Source organism: Arthrobacter sp. CG_A4 (assembly GCF_035985125.1).
Lineage (GTDB): Bacteria > Actinomycetota > Actinomycetes > Actinomycetales > Micrococcaceae > Arthrobacter.
In genome coordinates, this window is sequence record NZ_JAXCID010000013.1 from 23,731 (window position 1) to 49,895 (window position 26,165).

The following is a 26,165-nucleotide window of genomic DNA, read 5'->3' on the forward strand; positions in this document are numbered from 1 at the left end:
AGGTTGGATTTATCACTGGTCAACCATTGATTGCGAAGGTCTCTCATGTTTCAGCACGACGTCGGCCTGCCTGCGGGCAGCGGAAAAACAGAAGCGATTTTGCCAGCACAGCGTTTCACCCAGGGGCGCTATGACAAACCATTTACCCGGAACCAGATTGTTGCCGACGTCGTCGAGACGCTGACAGCCGGCTCCGGCTGCGGCGTAGTGCTTGTCGGGGAGCACGGGGCCGGAAAATCCTTTGTCGCCCAGCGCGCCCTTGAACAGCTCGGCGAGAACTACGTGGTGGTCCAGATCCGGGGCAGCTCCATTTCCTCGAAACTTCCCTACGGTGCCCTGAGCGTTCTACTCAACGACCTCGACGCTTCCCACCTCGAACACCCACTGATGGTGCTGCGGGGACTCACCCAGTTGCTCCACGCCAAAGCCCAGGGCCGAAAGATCGTGCTCTTCGTGGACAACGCCCATGATCTGGATGAACTGTCCAGCATGATGGTGGCCCAGCTCAGCGCGGGGGCGCACGTGACCCTGCTCGCCGCCTGCGTGGACCTGCCCCATGTGGGCGGGGACATTATGGGCCTCTGGAAAGATGACCTGCTGCGGCGGGTCGATCTCGGGCCCTTCGATTTCACGGATACTTCGGCAACCCTCAGCAACGAGTACGGCGGACGCTTCTCCCTCACCGCCGCGCGCGTCCTGTGGAGCGCCAGCGGCGGAAACGCACTCTTCCTCCACTCTCTGGCCCGGGAACAAATCAAGCTCGGCACAGTGGTCCGCCAGGAGAGTACCTGGGTTCTTGGCACTAGCCCGATTGCGTTGACCGGCGAAATCAGGGACGTCGTGAAAGCCCGCCTGAACCGGCTCAGCTCAGGCCAGCGCGACGTCTTTGAACTGTTGGCACTGGCCGGTGCCGTGCCGCTCCAGACACTGATGAGCATCGCCAATCCGCAGGACATGGACGCCCTGCAGGAGCGCGCAATGATCCATGTCAGCCATGACCATCCGCCGATGGTCAGCGTCGCCAATCCGGTGACCGCGGGTATTGTCGCCAGTGTCGTACCCCCGGGCCGCAGCGCGGAACTCCGGCGTCGGCTCATGGCGGTGCTCCAGGACTCGGACCACACGGACTTCGGCGGTTCCAACGGCGTCGCCTGGGCTCTCGACTGCGGCGAGCAGATCAGCCCGGACGTGGCGTTGGCCGCAGCGCACACGGCGAACGATGCCTCCGACCCGGTCGCGGCGCTACGCTTCCTCCACGAGATCCAGGGCCGGGAAGCGATCGCCGGGGCGGCCGTCGAATCGGTCCACGCCCATATTTCGGTCAACAACGATGAGTCTGCACGGCGGGTGCTTGCCGCGCTGGATCAAGCGGCCGGGAGCGAACTTTCACTCGCCGAATGGACCTCCCTGCAGCTTCTCCGGACCGAACTGGACAAGCGCAGCGCCACGACGGCGGCGAACGCCGGGGCCCGGCTGCGGGAGATCGCACGCAGGCTCTCCGAGGAGCCCGATGGGAATTCGTCCGCCGCCGCCAGAGAGCGCCTCCGCCTTGCCGAAACCGACCTTGCCGTTTTCGAAGGGAGGTACGGGGACGTCCTGGCAATGACCGAAGACACGGACCCGGGCGAACTGGGCTCCGAATCACGGATACTTTCCGCCAGCCTGCGCTGCGAGGCAATGGCGGTCACCGGCAACGTCCTGGGAGCCCTGGCGCTCGGCAGGCAGGTCATGGCCGCTGCCGCTGTCGTCCGGCTCACAGACCGGGGAATGCGTGAAATCAGGGGGCGGTTCTTGCTCCAGATGTTGCTCTCCGCGAAGTTCAAAGAGGCATCCATCTTCCTCGCGGGGTCCTACGAAACGGCCGACCCGCAGGCGCGCCTTGGCGGGATGTTCGAGATCGGGCAGGGAGTCATCGATCTCCATGCGGGCCGCCTCGACGATGCCCTGCCCCGCCTCCAGGCCGGCACGGGGCAGCTGCGTGCGCAGGATCCCGACGCGGTGGCAGGGCTGGCCGTTGCGGCTTCCGCCTGCGCCGCAGCCCTGCATGGTGACGAGGAGACTGCCAGTCTGCTGCTCACGGAGCTGACGCAGCAGCGGACCAGGTCCGGCTGGCTTGTTGGCCGCATGACGCGCTACTTCGAACTGGCCGCCCTGGCCGAACTGGGCCAGCGGGCAGCGGCGATCCGGTCGCTGGTCGCGGAAGCCGAAGACGATGCCGCAGCTTCGGCGCTGGCTCCGGCGCTGCTGTTCCTGTCCGCGGCGGCTCGGCTCGGTGACCGTCCGCTGGGCCTGAAACTTGGCACCCTGTCCGCGCGGGTCACCGGGCATTTCGCCGGCCTTTGCTCACGGCTGGCCGAGGGTGTGAAGGAAACCGACAGCGACCGGCTGCTGGCTGCGTCCAAGGACTCCGACGCCGCAGGCAACGCCGTCTTCGCGAGGGACGCCGCCCGAAAAGCCGTCAGTTGCGCCAACGACGCCGGAAACCGCATCGCACTGAGGATCGCGCAGCGGGCACAGCAGTCCCTCGACGACCGATTCGGCAGCCCCAATAACGGTCTGCACTCCCTCACAACTTCGACCCTGACGGCCAGGGAGTGCGAAGTCGCCGTCCGGGCCGCCGTCGGCACTTCAAACCGCAAGATCGCGGAACAGATGCATGTTTCGGTCCGCACGGTTGAGGGCCACCTTTACCAGGTGTACTCGAAGCTGCATGTGGCCAGCAGATCGGAACTCAAGGATGTCATCTCCACACCTACGCAAACTGCGCGCCTGGGCTGACGCCAGGCACTTCCCGGCGACTCCCCGGCGGCCGCGCGCCGGGGGAGGAACCGGAGATGGAAAGCCGTGCTGAGACCGCCCCGTTGGTAGGGCGGTCCGGCATGGTCAGGGATATCGTGCGGTGTCTGCGCGACGACGCGTGGTCCGGTGCGCTGATCGTCGGAAGTGCGGGGGCAGGCAAGACCGCAGTGTCGAAGGCTGTCATCCGCGAACTGCGGCCCCGGGGAAGGGTGATCCGGCTGACGGCCACGCGAGCTCTCGCCGCGGTACCGTTTGGCGCTTTGGCACCCTATCTGGCCGGACTCCCGGACCATGAACTGGACTCCTACGCCGCCGTGCTGGCGGCTATGACGGGCAGTCTCCGATCGGAAGCCGGCCGGCCCCTTTTTGTCATCGACGACGCCCAGAGCCTTGACCGCGGGACGGTCCAGCTGCTTGCCCGGGCTGTTGCCACCGGGGCGGCGAGCATCCTCGCCGCCACAAGGCCGGGTCCGATGATCCCGGAGGAATTCCTGGCTCTTTGGGACGACGGGATCATCTCAAAGTTCGATTTGTCCCCGCTGAACCGCGCGGACGTTCATCAGCTCTGCGAACTGCTCCTGCGGGCAGACGTCTCTCCTTGGGCCAGCGCCGTGTTCTATTCGGTCACCGACGGCAACCCGCTGATGCTCATGTCCCTGATCGAGCATGCCCGCGCCCGCGGCGCCCTGGGGCTGCGGGACGGCGTGTGGTACCTGCTGTCCAGGCCGGAACTGGCCGGGGTGCCCGCTGCCGACGTCGTTGACCAGCAATTGCGGTCGATGACGCCGGAGGAACGGACGGTGGCCACCATCGTTGCACTGGCCGGGCCCCTGCCACTGGGCCAGCTGCTGAATTTCAGCAGCCCCAAGGCCGTGGACGCCCTCGAAACGGCCGGGCTCATCGGCGTCTCGCCGGGGCATGACCGGGTGCTCCGGCCCGCGAGCGCCGTGTTGGGCGAGATCATCCGGCGCCGCGTACCGGCCGGGCAGAGTGCGGCCCTGCGTGCGAGTCTGCTGGCGCTTCCCTCGTCCGCCGCGGCCCTCCCGGACGCGTTCCTGAACCAGCTCCTCTGGTCCATGGACTGCGGGGCGGAGGTTCCACCGGGGCAGCTGGTCCAGGCCGCCGCGGTGGCCAACACAGACCTGGACCCGGCGACGGCCATCAAGGTTGCCGGCGCGGTCGCGGCCGGGCCGTACCTCCCGGACGCGAGGGTCCAGTTGGCCTATTCCTCCTATATTCTTGGCCGGCCGGAGGAGGCCGCCGGCCGGCTCCTGGCGGCGCGGCCCCTCCGCTACGGGCGGCTGTCCTACCTCGCCGCGCTCCTCGCCGCCCGGCTGCCCGCCCCGACGACGTCTGCCCCGACGACGTCAGCCCCGACGACGCCTGCCCCAACGACGGCCCAGACGCCGCTGCTTCCCACGCCGGAAAACGGGGCAACCGTGGACCCCGGTGACAGGCCGTCGGCAGGCCTGGACGAGCCGCTGTGGACGCAGTCGCCCGCCGCGGCCATGGCGGCGGACATCATGAACGGCCGCCGCGGCTGCCGCTTCCCGGACCTCGAGTCCGGCTTGCAGGAACTCGTCAGGGCGGCCGGGAACAACCCGGAAATCTTTTTCCCTGCCGCGTCGCTGCTTGCCGAACTATGGACCGCCCAGGGAAAGCTCCTGGCCGGCCTGCAGCTGGACCGCGAAGCCTGGCACGGGATGGCAGGTCCCTGCCTCACCATCCCGTTGGTCCATGAAGACGTGCTCCTGCGCCACTGCCTGATCCTCATCCGCGCCGGTAAGTGGGAGGAGCTCGCAGAGTCCGTGGACCACTACGCCGCCGAGCACCCAGGCCGCCTCCTGTACAGCGGCGGCACACTCCACGCCCTGCAGGGTTTCTCCCGGCTGCGTCAGGGCCGGATCCCCGATTGCCTGGCGGAACTGAAGCTTGGCGTGGAGGAACTCAAAATCTTCGATCTTTCGGGCCTGCTGCCCTTCGCACACTCCGTCGCCGCCTACGCCGCCGCGTTGCTCGGACGCCGGGATGAGGCCCGTGCGCACGCACAGGCGTACCGCACGTCCGAATACGGTGAACCGCTGACCTTCCGGCTGCTTGCCGAGGCGTACTGCCGGACGGTTGAGCTACTCACGGGCGACGGCGGAAGCGTCCAGGGTGACACGGACGGAGAGCCCGGGGCCGGTCAGCGGAGCCTGCAGATGCTGGCGGAGGAGGCACGCGACCAGGGGCTGCGGAGCGTGGAAACGGATATTCGGAGGCTCCTACTTCGCAGCGGCGATACGGAGGGTGCACAGGCGCTGGCCTTGAGCAGCAGCGCAGTCGAAGGGCCCGAGGCCAGGCTGCTTGAGGCACTCTCCCTTGCGGTGTCCGCGGCAGACGCAGCAGGACTCATCGGCATCAGCGACGAAGCGTTGGCAGCCGGACAGGTGCTCCTGGCCCTGGAAGCTGCGCAGCAGGCGGAGTCCTGCCTCGTCCGCCACCCGGACCGCTGGAAGCTGTCCGCGGTCCAGCGCAGGGTGCACCAGCGAATGGTAGAGGCGGGCATGACGGCGAACATGGACGTCGTCCGCAGCGGATACGGTATGGAGCTGACGGCCAGGGAAGCCGAGATCCTGGAGCTCGTCGCCGGCGGGGCCGCGAATGCTGACATTGCCACCGCCCTCTGCGTTTCGCAGCGGACAGTGGAGGGACACCTGTACCGCATCTTTGCCAAGCTCGGGGTCAGCCACCGTGCGGAGCTCCTCGACGACGAACGGGACACGCCCGGCTCCTGACCGGCGCCGCCGCAACTTTTCCCGGCCGGCCCCGAGTTCCCGCGCCCCGCGGCCAGTGTGTCTGCGTAGTACGCGGGTGGTCCGCCGGCCGTCCGGGAGTACCCCCAAGTAGTCCTACCCAAGAGGCCGCAAAGGAAGTCGGGTAAACGCTACTCGTGCACTGATCCGGCCCCGGATATTCACTTAAGTCAGTCCCAAGAACAACTCACAAAGGTCTCAAAATGAGTAACTTCAGGGCGGTGATCGGCCGCGGGCAACACCAGCGCAGGAGCAGGTTCGCAAACCTACTCGTCACTGCTGAGGAAGCCAGCTCCACCTGCGAAGGTGGTCGCGCCGGGACCTCCCTACTCCGAACTCCTTCATTGGATCCGCACGGTGCCTTCGCCGGCAGCCGGGCGCCAAGGTCGGAGCCGGCGGCGTTAGAGCCTTCTGAGACCGAGGCTCTCCCCCCAGCCGCCGCCGGCTCCCTAAATCGGTCTGCACCACTGAAAGATGTGGAACAGGTATGAGCGCGGTCGACGAGTACCGCGCCGGGTACCGCCCAAAAGTCAGCCGCTGGCTCCGCCGCTCCGCCCCCGTCCTGGCTGCCCCCGCCCTGGCCGCCAGTGCCGGGCCGCTGGACAGGCCGTGGAGCATCGAGGAGGACGTCGCGGCAGCCCGGGTGGATTCCGGAACTTCGTGGGCCAGGCGCTACCGGCGCTGGCTCCGGCTCACGGATATCGCGATCATGGTCCTCGCCGTGACGGCCGCCTACACCGTGCGGTTCGAGGCCGGTGAAGCGCTTTTCTCCAAGCCCGTGTCCGGCAGCCCGTACTTGGCGGTCAGCGTGGTCATCTTGCTGGCCTGGATCATTGCGCTCGAAGTTCACCGCACCCGCGATGAGACCGTGCTCGGGATCGGTTCACAGGAGTACAAGCGGGTGGTTGACGCAACGCTGGGCGCCTTCGGAGCGATAGCAATTCTCTTCCTGGTCCTGGATATCAACGTCGTCCGGGGCTACTTCGCGCTGGCGCTGCCGGCCGGGGCCCTGCTGCTGCTGGTGAACCGGTGGCAATGGCGGGCCTGGTTGAACCGCCAGCGGCACTTCGGGCACTACCTTTCCAAAGTGATCGTCGTCGGCGAGCCCGGCGACGTGGAGTATGTGGTCCGGCAGTTCGGCAAGGTGTCCGGAGCTGCCTACGAAGTGGTGGGGGCCGCCCTTCCCGCCGGCTACACGCAAACCCACCTGCAGATTTCAGCGACCCGGGTTCCCGTGCTGTGCGACGTCGATTCGGTGGCCGGGAAAGTGGCCGAAACCGGAGCGAACGCCGTGGTGGTGGCAGGACGTCTGGACGGCGGGACACGATCCATCCGTCAGCTCGGGTGGGCGCTTGAGGGCACCCGCACCAGCCTCGTCCTGGCGTCAAGCCTGACCGACGTCGCCGGTCCCCGGATCCATTGGCGGCCGGTGGAAGGCCTGCCACTGATGCACGTGGAGCTGCCCCAGTTCAGCGGGGCCAAGCACACGCTCAAGCGGCTCGTCGACATTGTGGCCGCCGGCACAGCACTCCTGCTCCTGTCACCGCTGCTGTGTGTCCTGGCGTGGGTGATCATCCGGGACAGCAAGGGCCCGGTGTTCTTCCGCCAGGAGCGGGTCGGCCGGAACGGCGAGCGGTTCCAGATTATGAAGCTCCGCTCCATGGTGACCACCGCTGAGGCGGATCTGGCGGATCTGGCGGAACTGAACGAAGGCGCGGGCCTGCTCTTCAAGATGAAGAACGATCCCCGGGTCACCAGAAGCGGCCGTTGGCTCCGGAAGTACTCGCTGGACGAACTGCCACAGCTCTGGAACGTCCTGCGGGGCGACATGAGCCTGGTGGGTCCGAGGCCCCAACTTCCCGGCGAAGTGGAGGGGTATGCCGGCGACGTCAGCCGCCGGCTGCTGACCAAGCCGGGCATCACCGGGCTGTGGCAGATCAACGGACGATCAAATCTTGGCTGGGAAGAAAGCGTCCGCTGGGACCTCTATTACGTGGAGAACTGGTCCTTGACCGGAGACATCATGATTCTGTGGCGAACCCTCAGAGTCATCCTGCATCCGGTAGGGGCCTACTAAACGCCGGTCTGGGCCGGCGTCAAAAAGGGAAGGTGGCAGGACATGGGTCTCAAAATTGGATATGCACCCGGGGCGTTCGATCTTTTTCACATCGGACACCTCAATATCCTCAAGCACGCCAGAAGCCAATGCGACTACCTGATTGCAGGGGTCGTTTCTGACGAAATGCTGGAGCGGGTCAAGGGCAGATTGCCCCTGGTCCCGCTGGCCGAGCGGATGGAAATTGTCGGCAGCATCGGTTACGTGGATGAGGTGTTCGCGGAAGTGGTTCCGGACAAACTGCAGGTCTGGGAGGAACTGCGGTTCAACGCGTTCTTCAAGGGCGACGACTGGAAAGGAACACCGCAGGGTGACCGCCTTGAGGCCGCCTTCAACGCGGTGGGCGTGGAGGTCATCTTCTTCCCCTACACGGTCCACACCTCCAGCACCGCCCTGCGCACCGCCCTGGAACTGATCAACCAGTCCCCGGAGCCGGCACGCCGCCGCCAGGGGGCACGGCGATGAGCGGGCTGCACATCGCCATGGTGGGGACGCGGGGCGTCCCGGCCCGCTACGGGGGATTCGAAACTGCCATCGAGGAAATCGGGCAGCGGCTGGTCAAGCGCGGCAACCGTGTGACCGTGTACTGCCGGAACGCGGACGGGGGAGCCCCGGACAAACCGGCCCAACACCTCGGGATGGACCTCGTCCACCTGGGGGCGATGCACAAACGTTCGCTGGAAACACTGAGCCATACCGGCCTTTCCGTGGCCCACATGCTGCGGCACCGGCCGGATGCGGCGATCGTCTTCAACGCAGCGAACGCGCCCTACCTGCCCGTGATCCGCGCAGCCGGCATCCCGGTGGCCACCCATGTTGACGGGCTTGAATGGAAGCGCGCCAAATGGGGCACGGCCGGCCGGAACTACTACCAGCTCGTGGAGCGGCTGGCGGTCAGGTGGTCCGACTCCCTGATCGCCGACGCCGTCGGAATCCAGGACTACTACCGGCAGAAGTTCGACGCCGACACGGTCTACCTCGCCTACGGGGCGCCGATGCTGGCCAAGGGAAAAACTGACAAACTCGCACAGCTCGGCCTGGAGGCGCAGGGCTACCACCTCGTGGTGGCCCGCTTCGAGCCCGAAAACCACGTCCACCTCATCGTCGAGGGATACGCCCAAAGCACCGCCCGGCTTCCGCTTGTCGTCGTCGGATCGGCCCCATACTCGGACCGTTACACCCGCCTCGTCCACGACCTCGGTGATGACCGGGTGCACTTTATCGGCGGCGTCTGGGACCAGGAGCTGCTGGACCAGCTGTACTCGAACGCCAAAGTGTACTGGCACGGTCACTCGGTCGGAGGAACCAATCCCTCCCTCCTGAGGGCCATCGGCGCCGGCACCGCCACCAACGCCTACGACGTCGACTTCAACCGGGAAGTGCTGGAAGGATCCGGGCGCTATTTCAGCGGTCCCCAGGATGTGGCGCGGCTCGCCGCGGAAGCGGAAGACCCCGAATCGGATGTTGAGCTCAGGGGCCGGCAGGCCCAACAAATCGCGGCCCGCTTCAACTGGGATCTCGTCGCGGACGGTTACGAGCAGCTCTGCGACGACCTTGCCGGTGCGCGGGTCCGTGCCCCCCGCGAGGCCTCGCGGCGCTTCTCCGGAGCTCCGCGGCAGAGTCTGGGGGCCGGACAATGACCGCCATCGACCGAGGGACCGGCGCTGCCGCCGGGACCGCCTCCACGGGCTACTGGAGCACCGTCCGGGAACTGGCTGCGGGGCAGAAGACGGCCGCCCGGGGCGCCCCGGCGTACTCCCGCTACATCAACCGCCGGCTGGGCCGGCTCCTGGCAGCCGCCGCCTTGAGGGCAGGACTAGGTCCCAACGCCGTCACCGCGATCAGCGCACTGTTCACCTTCACCGGGATTGCCTTACTCGTGCTCTACCCGCCCTCGGCTGCCCTGGGCCTCGGCGTGGCCCTGTGCCTGGTTGTGGGTTACGCACTGGACTCCGCGGACGGCCAGGTCGCCCGGATGCAAGGCAACGGATCGCCCGCCGGAGAATGGCTGGACCACATGGTCGACGCCGTCAAGACCTCGCTGATGCCGCTTGCGCTCGCCGTCGGGCTCTACCGTTTTGGATCAGTCGACACCTGGTGGCTGCTCGTTCCCCTCGGCGCCGCCGTCGTGTCGGCGGTGCTGTTCTTCAGCATGATCCTTACTGAACAGCTGAGGCGCCAGGCCGGCCGCGAATCCGTGGCGAACACCGCCCGGAGGTCCTGGATCCGCTCCGTGCTGGTGGTCCCGATGGACTACGGGATCCTCTGCCTCTCTTTCGTGTTCTACGGCGCGCTGCCGCTGTTCCTGACCGTGTACACCCTGATCTTCACGGCCACGGCAGCATTCCTGCTGCTGGCTTCCGTCAAATGGTTCCGTGAACTTTCCACCGTCCAGCCGGCACCGCACCCGGCGGGCAAGCACCGTCTGCAGTTACTGGCCGGCGCACCGAACAGCACCGCGGTTGCCAGCAGCACGGCCGGATATGGAGTCCAGCAATGAAAAAGCCCAGCACTACCGAAACAGAAAAAACCGCGACGGCGGGGCGCCGGCGGCGATTCATCGCCACCTCCATCGGAGTATCGGCCCTCGTCGCGCTCGGCGGCGTCGCCTGGGCGTCCGGCCAGGGCGGGGCTGCCCGGGCCTCCGACACGCAGGGCGCTACCGGCAAAGCCACGAGTACACCGTCCGACCCGGCGGTCAGGGACGCTGTGGCGTCCGCGCCCCTGAGCCCGGCGGCGGCGGCCGCCGAAGCCGCTCCCGGGGCGGCCGTCCCGGCAGCACCGCCGGCCGCGGCGGAGAAACCCGCCGAGGGCGGAACCGATCCCGGTCCCGTGGACCGCAGGGGAAAGTCCGATCAGGAACTCGCCGAAATTCCGCAGCCCACCGCGGCGCCGGTCGAGATCAAGGCCAAAAAGGCCGTGAAGGGCGGGGTCTCCGCCACCATCACGGACATGACGGCGGTGCAGGGTGTGGCCACAGGAATCGGCGAGGTGGCCGGGCCTGCCGTCCGGTTCAAGGTGACGATCGTCAACGACACCGCAAAGGCGATCTCGCTCGACGCTGCCGTGGTCGACGTCAGCTTCGGAAAGGACCAGGAGCCGGCGGGCCAGCTCAGCGGTCCGGACGCGGTGACGTTCCCGGCCTCGGTCGCGCCGGGAACCAGCGGTGTCGGCATCTTCGTTTTTTCAGTACCCGCGGAGGCCCGGGACAAAGTGAAGATCTATTTCAACCTGGAGGCTGAAACGCCGATTGCCACGTTCGAAGGCAAGCTGCCTTAGCTGCCCTCGCCGCAGGGTTGTCCGGAGAAAGACCCTTGTCCGGAGAAAGAGCACAGGAAGAAGTCCGCCAGCAAGCAGTCCGCAGGAAACGAAGGGAAGGAGACAGGCCATGACAACGACACCGGGCAGCCTGCCGTCCCTCTTGCTGCTCCGGACGACGGCACGCCGGGGCAAGAAGGTGGCAAAGCGGCTCCGCGCCGTCGTCGCCACCGCGTACCTTCGGCTCAGAAACGCGGTGTCCCGAGGAACCGCCACGGGCTCCGCCCCCGTCGTCGTCTCCCTGACGAGCTATGGCGACCGGATCCACACTGTTTCAGTCGCCATCGAGTCCATTGCCCGCGGGAAGAGCCGACCCCAGCGACTGGTGCTGTGGCTGGACTCTCCGGAGCAGTTTGCGGCGCGTCCGGCGTCGCTTCGCCGGCTGGAGCACCGCGGCCTGGAAGTGCTGCTCAGCCCCAACTACGGCCCGCACACCAAGTACTACCCCTATGTGAAGTCGGTGCAGCACCACACCGTGCCCCTTGTCACGGCCGACGACGACATCATCTACCCGACGAACTGGCTCGCCCTCCTCGTGGCCGCGAACCGGCGGCACCCCGAAGCCATCGGCGGCCACTGGGTCAGCATCATGGAAGTCTCGGGGGAGCGGGTTGCGGCCTACGGGACGTGGGCCCGGGCACACGACACGGCTGCGCGGCCCAACAATTTCTCCCCCGGTGTTTCCGGGGTGATCTACCCGCCGGCGATGCTCCACGAGCTCAGGCTGCGCGGGGAGCGTTTCCTGTCCGTATGCCCGAGTGCCGACGATATCTGGCTGCACTGGGTGGCCCTCCGTGCAGGCATACCGGTCCGGCAGGTAGGACCGGTGCCGCGGCACTTCCCGATTATTCCGGGAACCCAGAGCCGGACGCTGATGAGTACGAATGTAGGAGAAAACCGCAATGACCACTGCATCCAGGGCCTTTATTCGGCCGACGATGTGGCGGCGCTCAGCCTGAGTGCCGCCAGACACAGATTGAACTAGAAGGGAAAACAATGTTCCGGAACGCCACGCTGGGGAGCGCTCAGACGGGAAACGCAGCCTCCACTGCCTATCCCCACACCCTAGACGCCAGACAGAATGCCCTGAACGACTTCTCCGTGAAGACCCCGTAGGCCCAAGGACCAGGGGGAGCAGCCATGAACATCGCAAAGTCGCCGCAGGCGCAGCCACCGCAGAACCAGCGACCGCAGAAACAGCCACCGCAGGGAACGGCAGCACACCTGCTTCCGGCCACGCGGTCCGCGGAGAGCGGGCTGCGCTTAATGGTGGAAATCACGACGTACCAGCGAAGGGACAATGCCATGGCCTGGCTCCCAAGTGCCGCCCACCAGGCGCCAACACCCACCGGCCCAGGCCGGCGGCGCCCCCGCCTGTTGAGGCTGGCGCACCGCGCCGCCGCCATGGTCCTGGCGCTTGTGCTCCTCGCGGCCTTCGCCGTCGCGTGGGCCCCCGGCAGCGCCGCCGATTCGGCCCCCGTTGACCCCAACGATCCGAAGACACCGGTCACGGTCACGGCCGACAGCCTCCCCACGGCGCAGCACGACGGCGTCGCCTGGCAGACGGCCATCATCGGCAACACCGTGTACGTGGTCGGCAAGTTCAACAATGCCCGGCCCTACAACGCCGCTCCCGGGACGCAACAGGTGCCCCGGAGTAATATTCTTGCTTTCAACCTGGCCACCGGGCAGCTCATTCCGGGCTTCGCGCCCGTACTTAACGCCCAGGCGCTCGCCGTCGCCGCCGCGCCGGACGGTTCCCGGCTCTACATCGGCGGGGATTTCACCACCGTCAACGGAGTCCAGCGCTTGAGGGTTGCCGCCCTGGATCCCGTGACGGGAAGCCTGATCAGCACTTTTGCGCCGCAGATGAGTGCCACTGTCCGGGCCATTGCCGCCAAAGGCACTACGGTCTGGTTGGGTGGCACGTTCACCGCCGTTGGGTCCGCCGCCCGATCGCGGCTCGCGGCAGTGAACGCTGCCGACGGGTCGCTGCTGCCCTGGGCGCCGAATGCCGCCGGAGGTCAGGTCAACGCTCTCACCGTCTCTCCTGACGGGGCCAAAATCGTGGTGGGCGGTTCGTTCTCGACGCTGAACGGCTCCAACCGGCCCGGCTTCGGGCTCGGGATGGTCAACGCCACCAGCGGGGCCAATATCGCTACCCAAGCCAACGACGTGGTGCGCAACTCCGGCTCCACATCGGCTATCCTCTCGCTGCATTCCGACGGCACCAGCTTCTACGGCACAGGATTCATCAAGAATACCGGAGGAAATCTGGAAGGGGCGTTCTCCGCCAACTGGTCCGATGCCCGGATCAAGTGGGTGGAGGACTGCCATGGCGACTCCTATGGTGTATTCGCCTCCAACACTGCCGTCTACGTCGCCAGCCACGCCCACTACTGCCTGAACCTCGGCGGTTTTCCGGAGACTACGCCCAAGTCCTGGCACCGGGCGACCGCCTTCAGCAAGGCGGCCACTGGAACGCTCACCAAAGACACGCAGGGCTATCCGTCCTTCACCGGCCAGCCCGCCCCTACCCTGCTGAACTGGTTCCCGGATATGGACACCGGGACTGCCACCGGCCAGGCCCAGGGTCCGTGGGCGGTTACTGGCAACAGCAACTATGTTGTGATGGTCGGTGAGTTCCTCAACGTCAACCTGCGGCCGCAGCAGGGACTGTCGCGGTTCGCGGTTAAGGAAATCGCCCCGAACCGGCAGCAGCCCCGCGTCAACCCGACGAACTTCGTGCCGACTCTGACGAGCCCGGCCGCCGGTGAGGTCAAGGTGGACTGGCAGTCCAACTGGGACCGGGATAACTCCAACCTGACGTACACCGTGCTGCGGGACGGCAATGCCACCCCGGTCTATTCAGTGTCCGGGCTCTCCACCTTCTGGCAGCGGCCCACCCTGACGTTTACCGATTCCGGACTGGCCGCCGGCTCGCACAGCTACCGGATCGTGGTGAAGGATCCATTCGGCAACACCGTCACCGGGGACAGCCGGAGTATCACCGTCGCCGTCGCCGGCAACCAGGCACCGGCGGCGTCGTTCACGGCCACCGTCAACCAACTGGCGGTCGCCGTGGACGGCGCGGCCTCGGCGGATCCGGACGGCACCATCAGCGGCTACGCGTGGAACTTCGGCGACGGCGGCACCGCCACCGGGGCGACTGCATCGCACAGCTACGCGGCAGCCGGAACCTACACGGTCACCCTGACCGTGACGGACAACGGCGGGGCCACCGGCACCACCACCCGCAGCGTCACGGTCGCCCCGGCCGGGGGAGCTCTGGCACGGGACGCCTTTGCCCGCACCCTTGCATCCGGTTGGGGCACGGCGGACACCGGCGGGGCTTGGTCCGTGAACGGCTCAGCCAGCTCGTACTCAGCCGGCGGCGGACTGGGCCTGATGAGCCTGATCGCCGGCAGGGGACCGTCCACGTTCCTGCCGGGGGTGTCGACGACCGCCAGCAACTCGCTCGTGACGGTCTCGTTCGACAAGATCGGAAACGGCGGCGGCTCGAATCTGGGCGTCATTGGGCGCCGCGTGGGAACGGAGGAGTACCGCGGCAAGGTGAAGGTGTCGTCCACCGGCGTCACCACGCTGCAGCTGACGAGGCTCGCCGGCGGCGCCGAAACGACGCTGGCCCAGGTCCCCGCCGGGATTACTCTCACCGCCGGGCAACAACTGCAGCTGCGGGTGGAGGTCACGGGAACGGGGCCCAGCACGCTGCGGGCCAGGACCTGGCGGACGGGAACGGCGGAGCCGGGGGCCTGGGGCGTGACCATCACGGATTCCACCGCCAGCCTGCAGGCTGCCGGGTCCACCGGGCTGATGTCCTACCTCTCGGGCTCGGCCACGAACGCGCCCGTGCTGGCACGATTCGACGATCTTGTGGTCGGACCGGCCTAGCGGGCGGCACGACGCAGGTCCGGCGGCTGCGGGGGCGGCCGCCGGGCCCGGCCCAGAACGACCAGTTCCACAGGAGAGGCGTTGCTCAGGGCGCCCGGTCCATGCCGAAACCCGGCAAGGCCGCGGACCCCAGGGCCCGTGCCGCCAGTGCTATTCCACGAACACTCCCTGTTTAAGCCGTTCGAATCGAGCTGCTCAAACAGGACGGTTCAAACTGAGCAAGGGGAATGCAATGAAATCTCCACAGAGGAATTGGGGCTTGCTGCGGCTTGGCCCCCAGGGAGTACCGCTGCGGATTGGCCATCCGCCGCGCCGGGCGCCGTCGGGCTTGGGTACAGCTGCCAGGATCTCGGCCGCGGGAGCCAGCGCTGCGCTCGTCGCAGCCGTGCTCCTGACAATTGCCCCGGGGGCCGGCGCGGATTCCGCGCCCGCCGATCCGGGAAATCCGGCCACTCCCGTGACCGTGACGGCAGATGCCCTGCCGACGGTGCAGATCGACGGTGTGGTCTGGCAGCAGGCGATCATCGGGGACACGGTGTACGCGGTGGGCAAGTTCAACACCGCCCGCCCGGCCGGTGCCGCGGCCGGGTCGCAGACGACATCGCGAAAGAACATCCTGGCGTTCAGCCTCAGCACGGGCAAGCTGATCACCACGTTCAACGCCTCCCTCAACGCCCAGGGGCTGGCCGTCGCGGCATCCCCCGACGGCAGCCGGCTCTACGTCGGCGGTGACTTCACCTCGGTGAACGGGACGGCCGCCAGCCGGGTCGTCGCGCTTAACCCGCAGACCGGCGCCGTCGTCCCCGGCTGGGCCCCGAAGCTCTCGGCCACCGTCAGGGCGATCGTGGCCACATCCGACACGGTTTACCTTGGCGGCATGTTCGGCGCCGTGGGATCCACCTCCCGCTCGAAGCTGGCGGCGGTGCGTGCTTCCAACGGCGGATTGCTGGCGTGGAGGCCCAACGCCGCAGGCGGGCGCGTGAATGCGCTTGTCATGGCGCCGGACCGCAGCAAGCTCGTGGCCGGGGGCGCCTTCACCACCCTGAACGGAAAGAACAGGCCGGGCTTCGGTCTGGGCGCGGTGGACGCCGTCAACGGGACGAGCCTGGCAACGCCGGTCAACGACGTGGTCCGGAATGCCGGCAGCAACGCCGCCATCACCTCGCTGTCCAGCGATGGAGTCAACTGGTACGGCACGGCCTACATTTTCGGTAGCAGGGGCGGAACGGGAAACCTCGAGGGATCATTCTCGGCGAACTGGTCAAGCCTGGGCATCAAATGGATCGAAGACTGCCATGGAGACTCGTACAGCGTTTTCGCTAACAACACGGCGGTGTACAAGGCCAGCCACGCGCACTATTGCCTGAACCTGAAAGGCTTCCCCGAGACGAAGCCCAAGTCCTGGCACCGGGCACTGGCCTACAGCAAGGCGGCGACCGGGACCCTGACCAGGGACACGCAGGGGTTCCCGAGCTTCACCGGCAGGCCGGCGCCGTCGTTGCTGACCTGGTTCCCGGAGATGGACACGGGTACGGCCACGGGACAGAGCCAGGGCCCGTGGACGGTGACCGGCACCGACAGTTACGTGGTGATGGGCGGCGAGTTCAAGAAGGTCAACCTCAAGGGCCAGCAGGGACTGGTCCGCTTCGCGGTCCGCTCCATCGCGCCGAACAAGGAAGGTCCGGTGTCGTCGTCGTCCCCGATCAATCCGGCGCTCACCTCGCCGTCGGCGGGCAAGATCCGGGTCCGCTGGCAGTCGAACTGGGACCGGGACAACACCAACCTGACGTACAAGGTGTACCGCGACGGCGTGGCGGTCAACACCCAGTCCAAGTCCACAACGTTCTGGAACAGGCCCACCATGGAGTTCACCGACACGGTCAAACCCGGAAGCACGCACCGGTACCGCATCGTGAGCAGCGATTCGTTTGGCAACACCCGGGCTTCCGCAACCCTGGGCCTGACGGCGAAGTAGGCATGGAAACTGAGGGCTGCTGCCTCGGTTGAGGAGATAGCAGCTCACGCGCACGGGAATATGCGCCCGGAAAAGGGGCGCACCGAAAAGGGCCGGATCCGTTCAAGGATCCGGCCCTTTTCCCGTCTGCGCGCTACAGCCAGGCGGAGCCGTCAGCCGTTGTAGCGGATACCGCCGGACCTGCCCTCGACGAGGAGTGCAAGGTTGTCGGCCCAGCGGTTGGTTTCCAGGCCGGGAGTTGTGCTGGCGGCTCGGCTGATGATCCGGACGGGGTACTTCGAGCCGTTGCCGAAGTCGAACTGGTTGCGGCCGAGGCTGTTACCGGCAACAGTTACCGTGATGTTCGCGTACTTTCCGTTGTCGATATTGATGGACGTCTGGCCGTCATCCACCCAGTTCTTCTCCACCACGACGTTCGCGAGCTTGGCGACATTCTGCTGGAGCATGATGCCGATGCCCGCGTGGTTGCCGCGCGGGTTCGGCCCGCTGCCGGGACCCGGGTTGGAGTTGGCGACCACCGTGTTGCCGGCGATGCGGATATTCTCGCCGCCCTGCACCTGGATTCCGTCGTTGTGGGTGCCGTTGCTGTGCGCCGGGTCGTTGGACCAGTACGTCAGCGAGTGGATGTAGTTTCCCTCGGCCGTCACGTTGGCCGTGGCCGGTCCGCCGGGCCGGTTGAAGATGCCGAGACCGTCGTTGGTGCCCTGGATGTGGTTCCGTTTGGCGGTGTAATCGTGGCCCACGATGCCGTCGCGGTAGTAGGACGGGCTGTCCGGGATGATCGTGGTGTCCTGGACGACCAGGTTGGCGACCGCGGCGCTGTTGGCGTCCACGACGCCGGTGTTGGAACCCGGGATTCCCTTGCCACCGTGCAGCCTGCTGTTCTTGATGGTCACGTTTTTGGCGCGGACCTTGATATCGCCGTAGATCTCCAGTCCGTCCAGGACGGTGCCGTCCTGGCTGATGACCAGGTCCGCACCGGAGGTGTTGTGCGGCGTCAGTGCGGTGCCGGCCGTAACGCCGCTGGTAGCGGCGGAGGGCTGATAGGTGCCCACAGCCAGGGCTGCGCGGGCGGCGGGAGCAACGGACGCCGTCGTTGCGGCGACGTTGCCCTGCGGCTGGATGGCCGTAACGCGCTGGGCAGCCACCGGGGCGGCAGCCGGGGCAGCAGCTGCGGGAGCCTGCGGTGCAGCCGCTACGGACGTGTCAATGGCTGCTGCCTTGGAGTCGGCAGCGGGGGTAATCGTCGTCGCTTCGCCCTGGGTGCTGGTGCTGGGCTGGGTGCCGGTGCCGGACGTCGCGCCGGGCACGTCCTGGGCCGCAGGCTGTCCGCAGCCGGTCAGCGTGAGGGCCGCGACGGTGAGGACCGCGGCGCTCAGGTAGCCTGCATGGATGTTCTTGTTCTGGGGGCCAATGGCCATGGTGTGTCAACCTCTTACATCTCGTCTTCCGGGCACGGGGAATTGCACAGAGACATAACGGAGTGGCGTGCGGCCTGGGGCCTGGTCTGCCAGCGGCACTGAAGCCGAGTCGGTATGTTGCATTGTGCGGTGTCAGCGCAGTACCTGTGCCTGAGACCTAGGCATGGGCGAACCCGTGGCATCTGCCAAGCTGACGATTCCGTGGGTATCCCCGACCCCGGCTAATGAGCCCCCACGCTAGCCGAGGCCCTCAGAGGTTGCAAATTGATAACGGCAGCATATGGCGCATCGCAACTTCACAACAGCCGGGCGTGTCTCTCGCGACACGCCCAAAAATTCCGCGGCATGGCGGGGATTCTAGCTCCCGGCGAAAAGCGGACTTAACTGCTCGTAAACTTATTTCCGGCGGTACTCGCTGTACACGTAGCCGACCGCACCCGACGCCATGCCGAGGCCCCGGGCTGCCGTCCTCAGGCCCATTGCTTTCTGGGCCTTCGAGCCGGTCGCCAGACCTGCCGCCAGCCGGGCGGACCCTCCCAGCAGACGGAGCGACCCGGACGCCAGCGATGCGGCCCGGGCCGTCATGCGGGCTGCGAAGCCTGTGCTGAGCTCGATGCTGACCCGGGTGGCTGTGTTGCCGCTCCGCAGGGCGCGCCGCAGGACCCAGCTGCGGGTGAGCCGGCACGCCGGAACCCGGTCCACCACCACGGCCTCGTCGCACCAGAGCATGGTCCCCCCGCGCTGCACGAGCTGGCGGGTAAAGAGCGTGTCCGAGCCGCCGCTGAGGCCGAACCGCTCATCGAAGCACAGCTGCAGCTCCCTGATCTGGCGGAGATCCAGGAGCAGATTGTTTGTGGCGGCCACATCCAGCGTTGAGCCGGTGGGCAGCCTGCGGCGCCGGAAGAACCGGCCCGCTTGAATCCACGGTTCCGGCTCGTGTTCGTACTCACTGATGACGGGGCCAACGACGGCGGCGGCGCCGCTGGTACGCTGCAGGTCCAGCAGCTGGGCGAGCCAGCGCTCGGAGGGTACTTCGTCGTCGTCAATGAAGACCAGCAACTCGCTGGGGCCGGCCTCGGCCAGGGCGCGGTTCCGTGCGGCGGCAATGCCGGGCTTCGGCTCGTGGACGTAGCGGACCAATCCGGCCGGAAGTGTGCGTGCGAACTGCTCCACGGCGGCCCTGGCGCCGGCCTCCGGCTCATTGTCGATGACCAGGACGGTGACGGTACGCGGCTGAGGCGACGGGCCGCCCGGGGAGTCGGTGCCGTCGGCTTCGCCGCCCGGCGCACGGCCGGCAGCCAGGGCCTGGTCCGCCAGCCGGGGCAGCGCCAGGGCGATGTCGTCCGGACGCCGGTAAGTCAGAACCGCGATGACGGTGCCGCCGGACGGGAGCGCGAGTCCCTGCAGGTGCCCACCGGAGAAATCGTAGTCAGTCATTGTCATTCCCTCTGCCTTTCTCACCCCGATTTACCGCTTGCGAACCCGGGCGCTGGTCCCGTTGCCGGCTGCTGGTCCGGCCGAAAAGTGCCAGGGCCTGTTCCACGTAGCCGGACAGCATCCGGCGGTGGAAGAGCCACAGCGCAGCCAGGGCCAGGATGATGAAAATCGCCAGCCCGCCGAACAAGTGCCATAGGCTGTGCACGTCCGCGAGGGACCACAGCCCGTAGCCGGCAGCGCCCCACAGGGCCGAGTGTACGGCGGGCAGGATGGAGAAAAGCTGGGACTTTACCGTCACACCGGTCAGCCGGGTCTGGATTCTGAGCAGCACGGGGGTGAGGACGAAGCCGGCCACAGCGTAGCCCGCGGCGACTCCGAACACGCCGAACTGCAGCCCGATGACAATACCGCTCACCTGCACCACTGCGGCGAGGATTTCATACCGGATGATGAGCGAACTCTGGCCCAGGCCCTTCATCAGCGCCGGCGTCACGTAAAAGACCGTCTCGCGGGCACCGCCGATGGCCAGGACGCTGACCAGCGCCGCGGCGGGCATCCATTCGGGACCCAGGACCAGGTTCACGAGCTCAGGCGCTGCGCAGGCCACAAAGGTCATCAGCGGGATGGAAGCTACCGCCAGGATCCGGGTGGCGGCCACCAGATTTGCGGCTACGAGATCGCGGCGGTCCGCGGACCGGGCAAAGGCCGGAAACATGACCCGGTTAACGGTCTGGCCAATCAGCTGCACCGGCACCACCAGAATCCGGTACGCCATGCCATAGAGGGACAGGGCGGAGACGCCGAGGACACGGCCCACCAGGATGTTGTCCAGGTTGCGGGAGAAGTAGGCCAGGCAGTCTGTGGCGAACACGCTAAGGCTGAACTTGAACAGCGGCACCACCGCGCGGAAGCCGAAGTTCGGCAGCGGTCCCCGGCTCGCCGCCAGCAGCATGGCGCTGCAGACGAGATCGGTGGCAACCACCTGGTACACCATGGACCAGGGTCCGGCGCCGGCCAGGGCCGCGCCGATGCCGGCGGCACTGCCCGCGGCGGCTGCCGCAATATCCGCGGCTCCCACCTTGTGCAGCAGCATCTCGCGGGACAACATTGACCGCGGCGTGATCGCGAGGGCCTTGAGCGGGATGGCGAACGCCAGCACCTGGAGGATCGGTTCGAGTTCCTCAACCCGGAAAAAATCGGACACCCACGGTGCGGCAAACCAGGTGGCTGCCGCGAGCAGGCCTGCCACAAGGAGGTTAAGCGTGGCGGTGGCGCCGGCCATCCGGCGGGTAACGTCCGCGCGCTGGATCAGCGCAGCGGACATGCCCTGGTCCAGCAGCAGCGCCGCCAGGCTGATATAGACGGTGGCAGCGGCGATGACGCCGTAGCTCTGCGGTCCCAGAATCCGGGCGAGCACCACCGCGCAAACGATCTGGAATCCCTGCCGTGCCAGGACCGCACCAAAGCTCCACCGGACGCCGCGGGCCGTCCCTCCGGCCGTCCCTCCGGCCGTCCCTCCGGCCGTCCCTCCGGGGGGCTGGCCGGCCGTCCCTCCGGCCGTCCCTCCGGGGGGCTGGCCGTCGTGGCCGGAACCATTCTGGCCAGCCATGTTGCCGGCGGCTCCCGACGTGGCTTCGCCGGCGCGGCCGGCGGTGTTGCCTGTCACCGCCGCCTGCCAGTGGCGGGATGGGCTACGAGGACCGGCAGGTGCTGCCCAGCAGTGTTCATCATGCCCCTATGGATCCGTGACCGCGGCGGAAAGTCACCCTGCGGCGGGGGCCCGGGGACTGCTGCTCGCAGAGTCTCCGATCCAGCCACTGAAACGAGTCGCTGGGACCTCCGGATCCGCTCTGGCTTAGGGCAAGACTACGGCCGGTATCCCGGTTTGGCTAGGATTCGCAGGGCCCTCCCCGGCTGCGGGCAAACACGTGTCGCGAAAAAGCTTCCTTAGGGAAGTTTTGCGGTAAATAATGGGCCTTCAGGAGACCATGAAGTACCGTGCCGGTGCAGGCATGGCGTGGAAGCCGCATGGGGGTTCCTTTGGAGCTAGCAGAATACGGACGCGCGATGGTGCGCGGCTGGTGGATCGTGCTTTTGTGCATGGTGGTCGGCTTCGCCGCCGCGGCGTTTTTCACCGCCCGGACACCGCCGGTCTATCAGAGCAGCGTCAGGTTCTATGTGGTTTCAGCGCAGGGCCCGGGCCAGTCGGCGCTCCAGGCCCTCGAACTCTCCCGCGGCCGCATCGCCGGGTTCGCCGGCCTCGCGAAGAGCGATAAGTTCGCGGATGTCCTCGGCCGGAACAGCAACACCGGCCTGTCGGCCAGGGAAATATCCGAGAGCATCAGCGCCACCGGCGACCAGGCGACGCTTATGCTCTCCGTCGTGGTCAGCCTGCCGGATCAGGCCAGGGCCCTGGCGGTCGCCCGGACCATCGTCGACAACCTGGGAACCGCGGTCAGCGAAGTGGAGGCCGCCCGAACGGCGTCGGGCAGCGGACAGACGGTCCTGAACCTGGTGGGCGGGCCCACCGTGGAAACTGTGCCGGTGTCACCCCACGTCGGTTTGAACCTGGCCCTCGGGACACTTCTTGGCTTCGGCGCTGGCGTGGTGATTGCCGTCTCGCGCCGGCTGATGGACAAGACGCTCGGGACTGCCGAGCAAGTGGAGGAGGCCTCCGGACGTCCCCTGCTCGCACGGATCCCGCTCAGTGCCGACGCCCGAAAAGCAAGCCGGATTCTTGAACAGCGCCAGGTCTCCCTCCTGGACGAGGCCGGGCGCCGGCTCCGGACGAACATCGATCACCTTCCCGGTATGTCGGCTTCCGGCGTTGTCGCCATTACCTCGGCTCGGGTAGGGGACGGCAAATCCAGTGTGGCGCTTTTGCTGGCCCAAGCCTGGGCGGAGGCCGGTGAACGAGTCCTGCTGGTGGAAGGCGACCTCCGCACCCCACGGCTCGCGGCCGAGCTGGCGCTCGCCAACGGGCTCGGCCTCGCGGATCTCCTGGCCGGCCGTACCTCGCTGGCCGACGTCATACAGCCGACGGTGATGGAGAGCCTTCAGGTTGTCGCCGCCGGCGCGGTTCCGGCCAACCCCACGGAGCTGCTGCGCGGCCCGGCGGCGGGCTCGGTGCTGGCGGAGATGCGGACGAAGTACAGCCGGGTGATCGTCGATGCACCGGCCATGCAGCCTTACAGCGATGCGGCGCTGCTGGCGGCCAAGGCGGACTGCACCGTCGTCGTCGTCATGCACCGGCGGGTGACCCCGGAATTGCTGAAAGCGGCGTTCCGGAACCTTGAGCTGGTCAATAGCAAGATCGCCGGGGTAGTGCTCAATGCTCTTCCCGCGCGGCTCTCGGAAGCCTACAAACAGCCATCCGAAGGGTTCCGGACCCAGGAGCAAACGACAGACTGGGCGCCGCTTGAGATGCCGGCGGAACCTCCGGTCCCACACGCCGCGCCCCGGCGGTGACCGGTGGGCCGCCACGACCGCGCAGCTGATCGAAGCCCTGCTCCGGGCCGGGTGGTCTGAATGCAGCTCGCTCTCTGGATCGGACTATGTCTGACGGCCGCCTTCCTGCTCCGGACGCGGGCCAGGGTGCCGATCGGGGCTGTCCTGTGCCTGTGGATGCTGGTGCCCGCCGTGGGGTCATCGCTCATCACCGGAGTGGGCTTCGGGCCGTTGTCGTTCCACGCCGCAACGTGGCTGGTGCTGTCGATCTTCCTGATCCGGATGCTCCACGACCCATGGAGCGTCCAGGCCGCGCTCGCCCGGCACTTCTTCCTGTTCCTTACCCTTGGGGTGGTGACGACCGCTGCCTTCCTGGCCTCGGTCACCTCGAGCGCCGGCGGGGGGATCGTTTTGCTGGTGGACCAGATCGTGGTTCCGGTTCTGTTCTGCCTGCTCCTGCTGGCGGAAGCCGAAAGGGCCGGGGGACTGGTGACAGTCCTCCGCACGCTGGTGCTGAGCCTCGTGGCGATCGTCTGTGTCATCGCAGTCGCCCAGTGGCTGACGAACAGCTTCCTGTTCTACGAGTTTGGCTACAGCAACGTGTACTGGTTCGGCCGGGGCTCCGGCCGATGGATGGCCACCCTGGATCAGCCGCTGGCTTTGTCGCTCGCCATTTCGCTCGCAGCACCCCTCGTGGCCGGGCTGAAGCAGGCCTGGCTCCAGGCCTTGATGCTGGCACTGATGGTGGTCGGCGTCCTCATCACGCAGTCCCGCGTGGGGCTCGCCGCGCTTGCCTTGACCGTGGCGGCGACGTTGCTGCTGGCCAGGATGCGCGCCTGGATCAAGGCGGTGATGGTGGTGGGGGCCGCCGCGGCCGCCGCCGTGATCATGGTCTCTCCCCTCATTGCAGGGGTGGCGGCCAGGGTTGTCGACGACTCCGGTTCCACGCAAGCCCGGAGCCTGGCTCTCGACTATTTCCTCAGCCGCTGGAATGTTTACGCACTGACCGGTGACGGCATCGGCTCCAGCTACCGGCTGGCCACCCAGGTGGGGCTGGAGACCAGCTTCGAGAACCCCATCCTGATGTACAGCGTCGACTTCGGCATCGTCTTCGCCCTGCTCTATTTCGGTTCAATGGCTGTGATCGTGATCCGCAAGGGTCCCAGGAACGGCTACAAGGGCCTGGTGCTGGCCGGAATCATGGCCGTCGTCATCCCGCAGACCTACAGTTCCCTCGCCACCCGCTCCGCAGCCGGCATCCTCGTCTGGACGCTTCTGGCCATGGTCATCATCGCCGGGGATGAGGCGCAGGATCGCGCCCGCGAGCAACGTGCCCGGCAGGCGCACGACGAGGCAGCCGCAGCGGACACCGCCCGGCCACCCGGCGCCCTGACGCCGGCCGGACCCGCAGGCTGACGATGATCCTCCGCCGGCAGTTGGTGGGGCCATCCCCCCCGCTGAAGAATTACGACGCCGGCCCCGGTCGAGTTCCGCGGCGTACGGCTCGGCTATGGCCGCTCAGGACGGCTGCGAGAACGTGGGATAATTAGGGTTAATCTGTGTGACGTATTAGCCCGTGCCCTGCCGGCGGACCGGGTGCGTCGCAGCGAAGCCGATCCAGGAGTCCCGCTATGGTTGCCACCCCCGCCCATCTCCTCCGCTCAGCCCGGGCGCTGGGCAACGAGGAGGTCTTGCGGATCCGCAACGACTTCCCCATCCTGAACCAGACCGTCAACGGCAGGCCGCTGGTCTACCTGGATTCCGGGGCCACCTCGCAGAACCCCCTCAGCGTGCTGGAAGCAGAGCAGGAATTCTACGAACAGCGGAACTCGGCCGTGCATCGCGGCGCGCACCACCTCGCGGTGGAGGCCACCGAAGCCTTCGAGGACGCCCGGGAAACGGTGGCGGCCTTCATCGGGGCCGCACCGGATGAACTCATCTGGACCTCCAACGCCACCGAGGGGCTGAATCTGCTCAGCTACTCGTTCCTCAACGCCTCCCTCCCCGGCGCAGCCCCCGAAGCCGCCCGCTTTGCCCTCTCAGCCGGTGACGACCTCGTAGTCACCGAGATGGAGCACCACGCCAACCTGATTCCCTGGCAGCAACTGGCCGAGCGGACCGGGGCCAGCCTGAAGTTCATCCCGGTCGATGCCAATGGGGCCCTGGATCTGGACGCCGCTGCCCGGATCATCACCGGCCGGACCCGCGTCCTCGCTTTCACCCACGCCTCCAACGTCCTGGGCACCATAAACCCGGTGGATACCCTGGTGGGGCTGGCCCGTGCCGCCGGGGCCCTCGTGGTGCTCGACGCCTGCCAGTCCGCACCGCACCTGCCGCTGGACGTCAAGGCACTGGGCGTGGACTTCGCTGTCTTCTCCGGCCACAAGATGCTGGCGCCGACGGGAATCGGCGGACTGTACGGCCGCTCCGAACTGCTCAACGCCATGCCGCCCTTCCTGACCGGCGGCTCGATGATCACCACCGTGACGATGGAGCGTGCCGGGTTCCTGCCCAGCCCGCAGCGCTTCGAGGCCGGAACCCAGCGGATCTCGCAGGCGGTGGCCCTCGCCGCCGCCGCCAACTATCTGAGCGAAACCGGGCTCTCCCGCATCCACGCCTGGGAATCGGAGCTGGGGCAGCGGCTTGTGGAAGGGCTCGAAGCGATCCCGGGGATCCGGGTGCTCGGTCCGGCGGCGGGGCGGGAACGGATCGGCCTGGCAGCCTTCGACGTCGAGGGTGTCCACGCGCACGACGTCGGGCAGTTCCTGGACAGCCGCGGGATCGCGGTCCGGGTGGGCCACCACTGTGCCCAGCCCCTGCACCGCCGGCTCGGCCTGACGGCGAGCACCCGTGCCAGCACCTACCTGTACAACACCACCGACGACGTGGACGCGTTTCTCGACGCCGTCGCCGGTGTCCGCGGATATTTCCAAGCCTGAGGACGG

General features: G+C 67.3%; 16 protein-coding genes. 13 read left to right on the forward strand and 3 right to left on the reverse strand.

Annotated features, from left to right (window positions below; translation table 11 throughout):
• Positions 1–45 precede the first annotated feature (45 nt).
• The 10 genes from RCH07_RS07565 to RCH07_RS07610 all read left to right on the forward strand — a co-directional run bounded on the left by RCH07_RS07565 (position 46) and on the right by RCH07_RS07610 (position 16,915).
• The gene (locus RCH07_RS07565; RefSeq protein ID WP_326966851.1) at positions 46–2,778 is read left to right on the forward strand and encodes a helix-turn-helix transcriptional regulator; all 2,733 of its coding nucleotides are present in this window, start codon (positions 46–48) and stop codon (positions 2,776–2,778) included.
• 56 nt (positions 2,779–2,834) lie between these two features.
• Entirely contained in the window at positions 2,835–5,576 is a 2,742-nt protein-coding gene (locus RCH07_RS07570) for a LuxR C-terminal-related transcriptional regulator (protein ID WP_326966852.1), read from the forward strand.
• Positions 5,577–6,081: 505 nt separating this feature from the next.
• On the forward strand, positions 6,082–7,671 hold the full coding sequence (locus RCH07_RS07575) for a sugar transferase (RefSeq protein WP_326966853.1): 1,590 nt from the start codon (positions 6,082–6,084) through the stop codon (positions 7,669–7,671).
• A 42-nt stretch (positions 7,672–7,713) separates the two neighbouring features.
• A complete protein-coding gene (locus tag RCH07_RS07580; RefSeq protein ID WP_326966854.1) occupies positions 7,714–8,175 on the forward strand; it encodes an adenylyltransferase/cytidyltransferase family protein in 462 nt (153 codons plus the stop codon).
• A complete protein-coding gene (locus RCH07_RS07585; RefSeq protein WP_326966855.1) occupies positions 8,172–9,350 on the forward strand; it encodes a DUF1972 domain-containing protein in 1,179 nt (392 codons plus the stop codon). Before RCH07_RS07580 ends, RCH07_RS07585 begins: the two co-directional genes overlap by 4 nt.
• Positions 9,347–10,210, forward strand: coding sequence for a CDP-alcohol phosphatidyltransferase family protein (locus tag RCH07_RS07590; RefSeq protein ID WP_326966856.1), 864 nt, complete (start codon positions 9,347–9,349; stop codon positions 10,208–10,210). Before RCH07_RS07585 ends, RCH07_RS07590 begins: the two co-directional genes overlap by 4 nt.
• Positions 10,207–10,989 carry a hypothetical protein gene (locus RCH07_RS07595; protein WP_326966857.1) on the forward strand — a complete coding sequence of 261 codons (783 nt, stop codon included), beginning with the start codon at positions 10,207–10,209 and terminating at the stop codon, positions 10,987–10,989. The genes RCH07_RS07590 and RCH07_RS07595 overlap by 4 nt, the downstream gene beginning before the upstream one ends.
• Before the next feature lie 109 nt (positions 10,990–11,098).
• On the forward strand, positions 11,099–12,013 hold the full coding sequence (locus RCH07_RS07600) for a hypothetical protein (RefSeq protein WP_326966858.1): 915 nt from the start codon (positions 11,099–11,101) through the stop codon (positions 12,011–12,013).
• Positions 12,014–12,168: 155 nt separating this feature from the next.
• Positions 12,169–14,940, forward strand: coding sequence for a PKD domain-containing protein (locus RCH07_RS07605; protein WP_326966859.1), 2,772 nt, complete (start codon positions 12,169–12,171; stop codon positions 14,938–14,940).
• A gap of 232 nt (positions 14,941–15,172) precedes the next feature.
• On the forward strand, positions 15,173–16,915 hold the full coding sequence (locus tag RCH07_RS07610) for a hypothetical protein (protein WP_326966860.1): 1,743 nt from the start codon (positions 15,173–15,175) through the stop codon (positions 16,913–16,915).
• Between the two features lie 152 nt (positions 16,916–17,067).
• On the opposite strand, the gene RCH07_RS07615 is transcribed toward RCH07_RS07610, so the two are convergent.
• The 3 genes from RCH07_RS07615 to RCH07_RS07625 all read right to left on the reverse strand — a co-directional run bounded on the left by RCH07_RS07615 (position 17,068) and on the right by RCH07_RS07625 (position 21,439).
• A complete protein-coding gene (locus RCH07_RS07615; RefSeq protein ID WP_326966861.1) occupies positions 17,068–18,336 on the reverse strand; it encodes a hypothetical protein in 1,269 nt (422 codons plus the stop codon).
• A gap of 396 nt (positions 18,337–18,732) precedes the next feature.
• On the reverse strand, positions 18,733–19,773 hold the full coding sequence (locus tag RCH07_RS07620; protein WP_326966862.1) for a glycosyltransferase family 2 protein: 1,041 nt from the start codon (positions 19,771–19,773) through the stop codon (positions 18,733–18,735).
• Complete coding sequence (locus RCH07_RS07625) at positions 19,766–21,439, reverse strand: lipopolysaccharide biosynthesis protein (protein WP_326966863.1); 1,674 nt, start codon at positions 21,437–21,439, stop codon at positions 19,766–19,768. Before RCH07_RS07625 ends, RCH07_RS07620 begins: the two co-directional genes overlap by 8 nt.
• 374 nt (positions 21,440–21,813) lie before the next feature.
• On the opposite strand from RCH07_RS07625, the gene RCH07_RS07630 reads away from it, so the two are divergent.
• The 3 genes from RCH07_RS07630 (at position 21,814) to RCH07_RS07640 (ending at position 26,159) form a co-directional block, all read left to right on the forward strand.
• Positions 21,814–23,241: a polysaccharide biosynthesis tyrosine autokinase gene (locus tag RCH07_RS07630; RefSeq protein WP_326966864.1), complete on the forward strand. Its 1,428-nt coding sequence runs from the start codon at positions 21,814–21,816 to the stop codon at positions 23,239–23,241.
• 60 nt (positions 23,242–23,301) lie between these two features.
• On the forward strand, positions 23,302–24,636 hold the full coding sequence (locus RCH07_RS07635; protein WP_326966865.1) for a hypothetical protein: 1,335 nt from the start codon (positions 23,302–23,304) through the stop codon (positions 24,634–24,636).
• A gap of 215 nt (positions 24,637–24,851) precedes the next feature.
• On the forward strand, positions 24,852–26,159 hold the full coding sequence (locus RCH07_RS07640; protein ID WP_326966866.1) for a SufS family cysteine desulfurase: 1,308 nt from the start codon (positions 24,852–24,854) through the stop codon (positions 26,157–26,159).
• Positions 26,160–26,165: the final 6 nt, after the last annotated feature.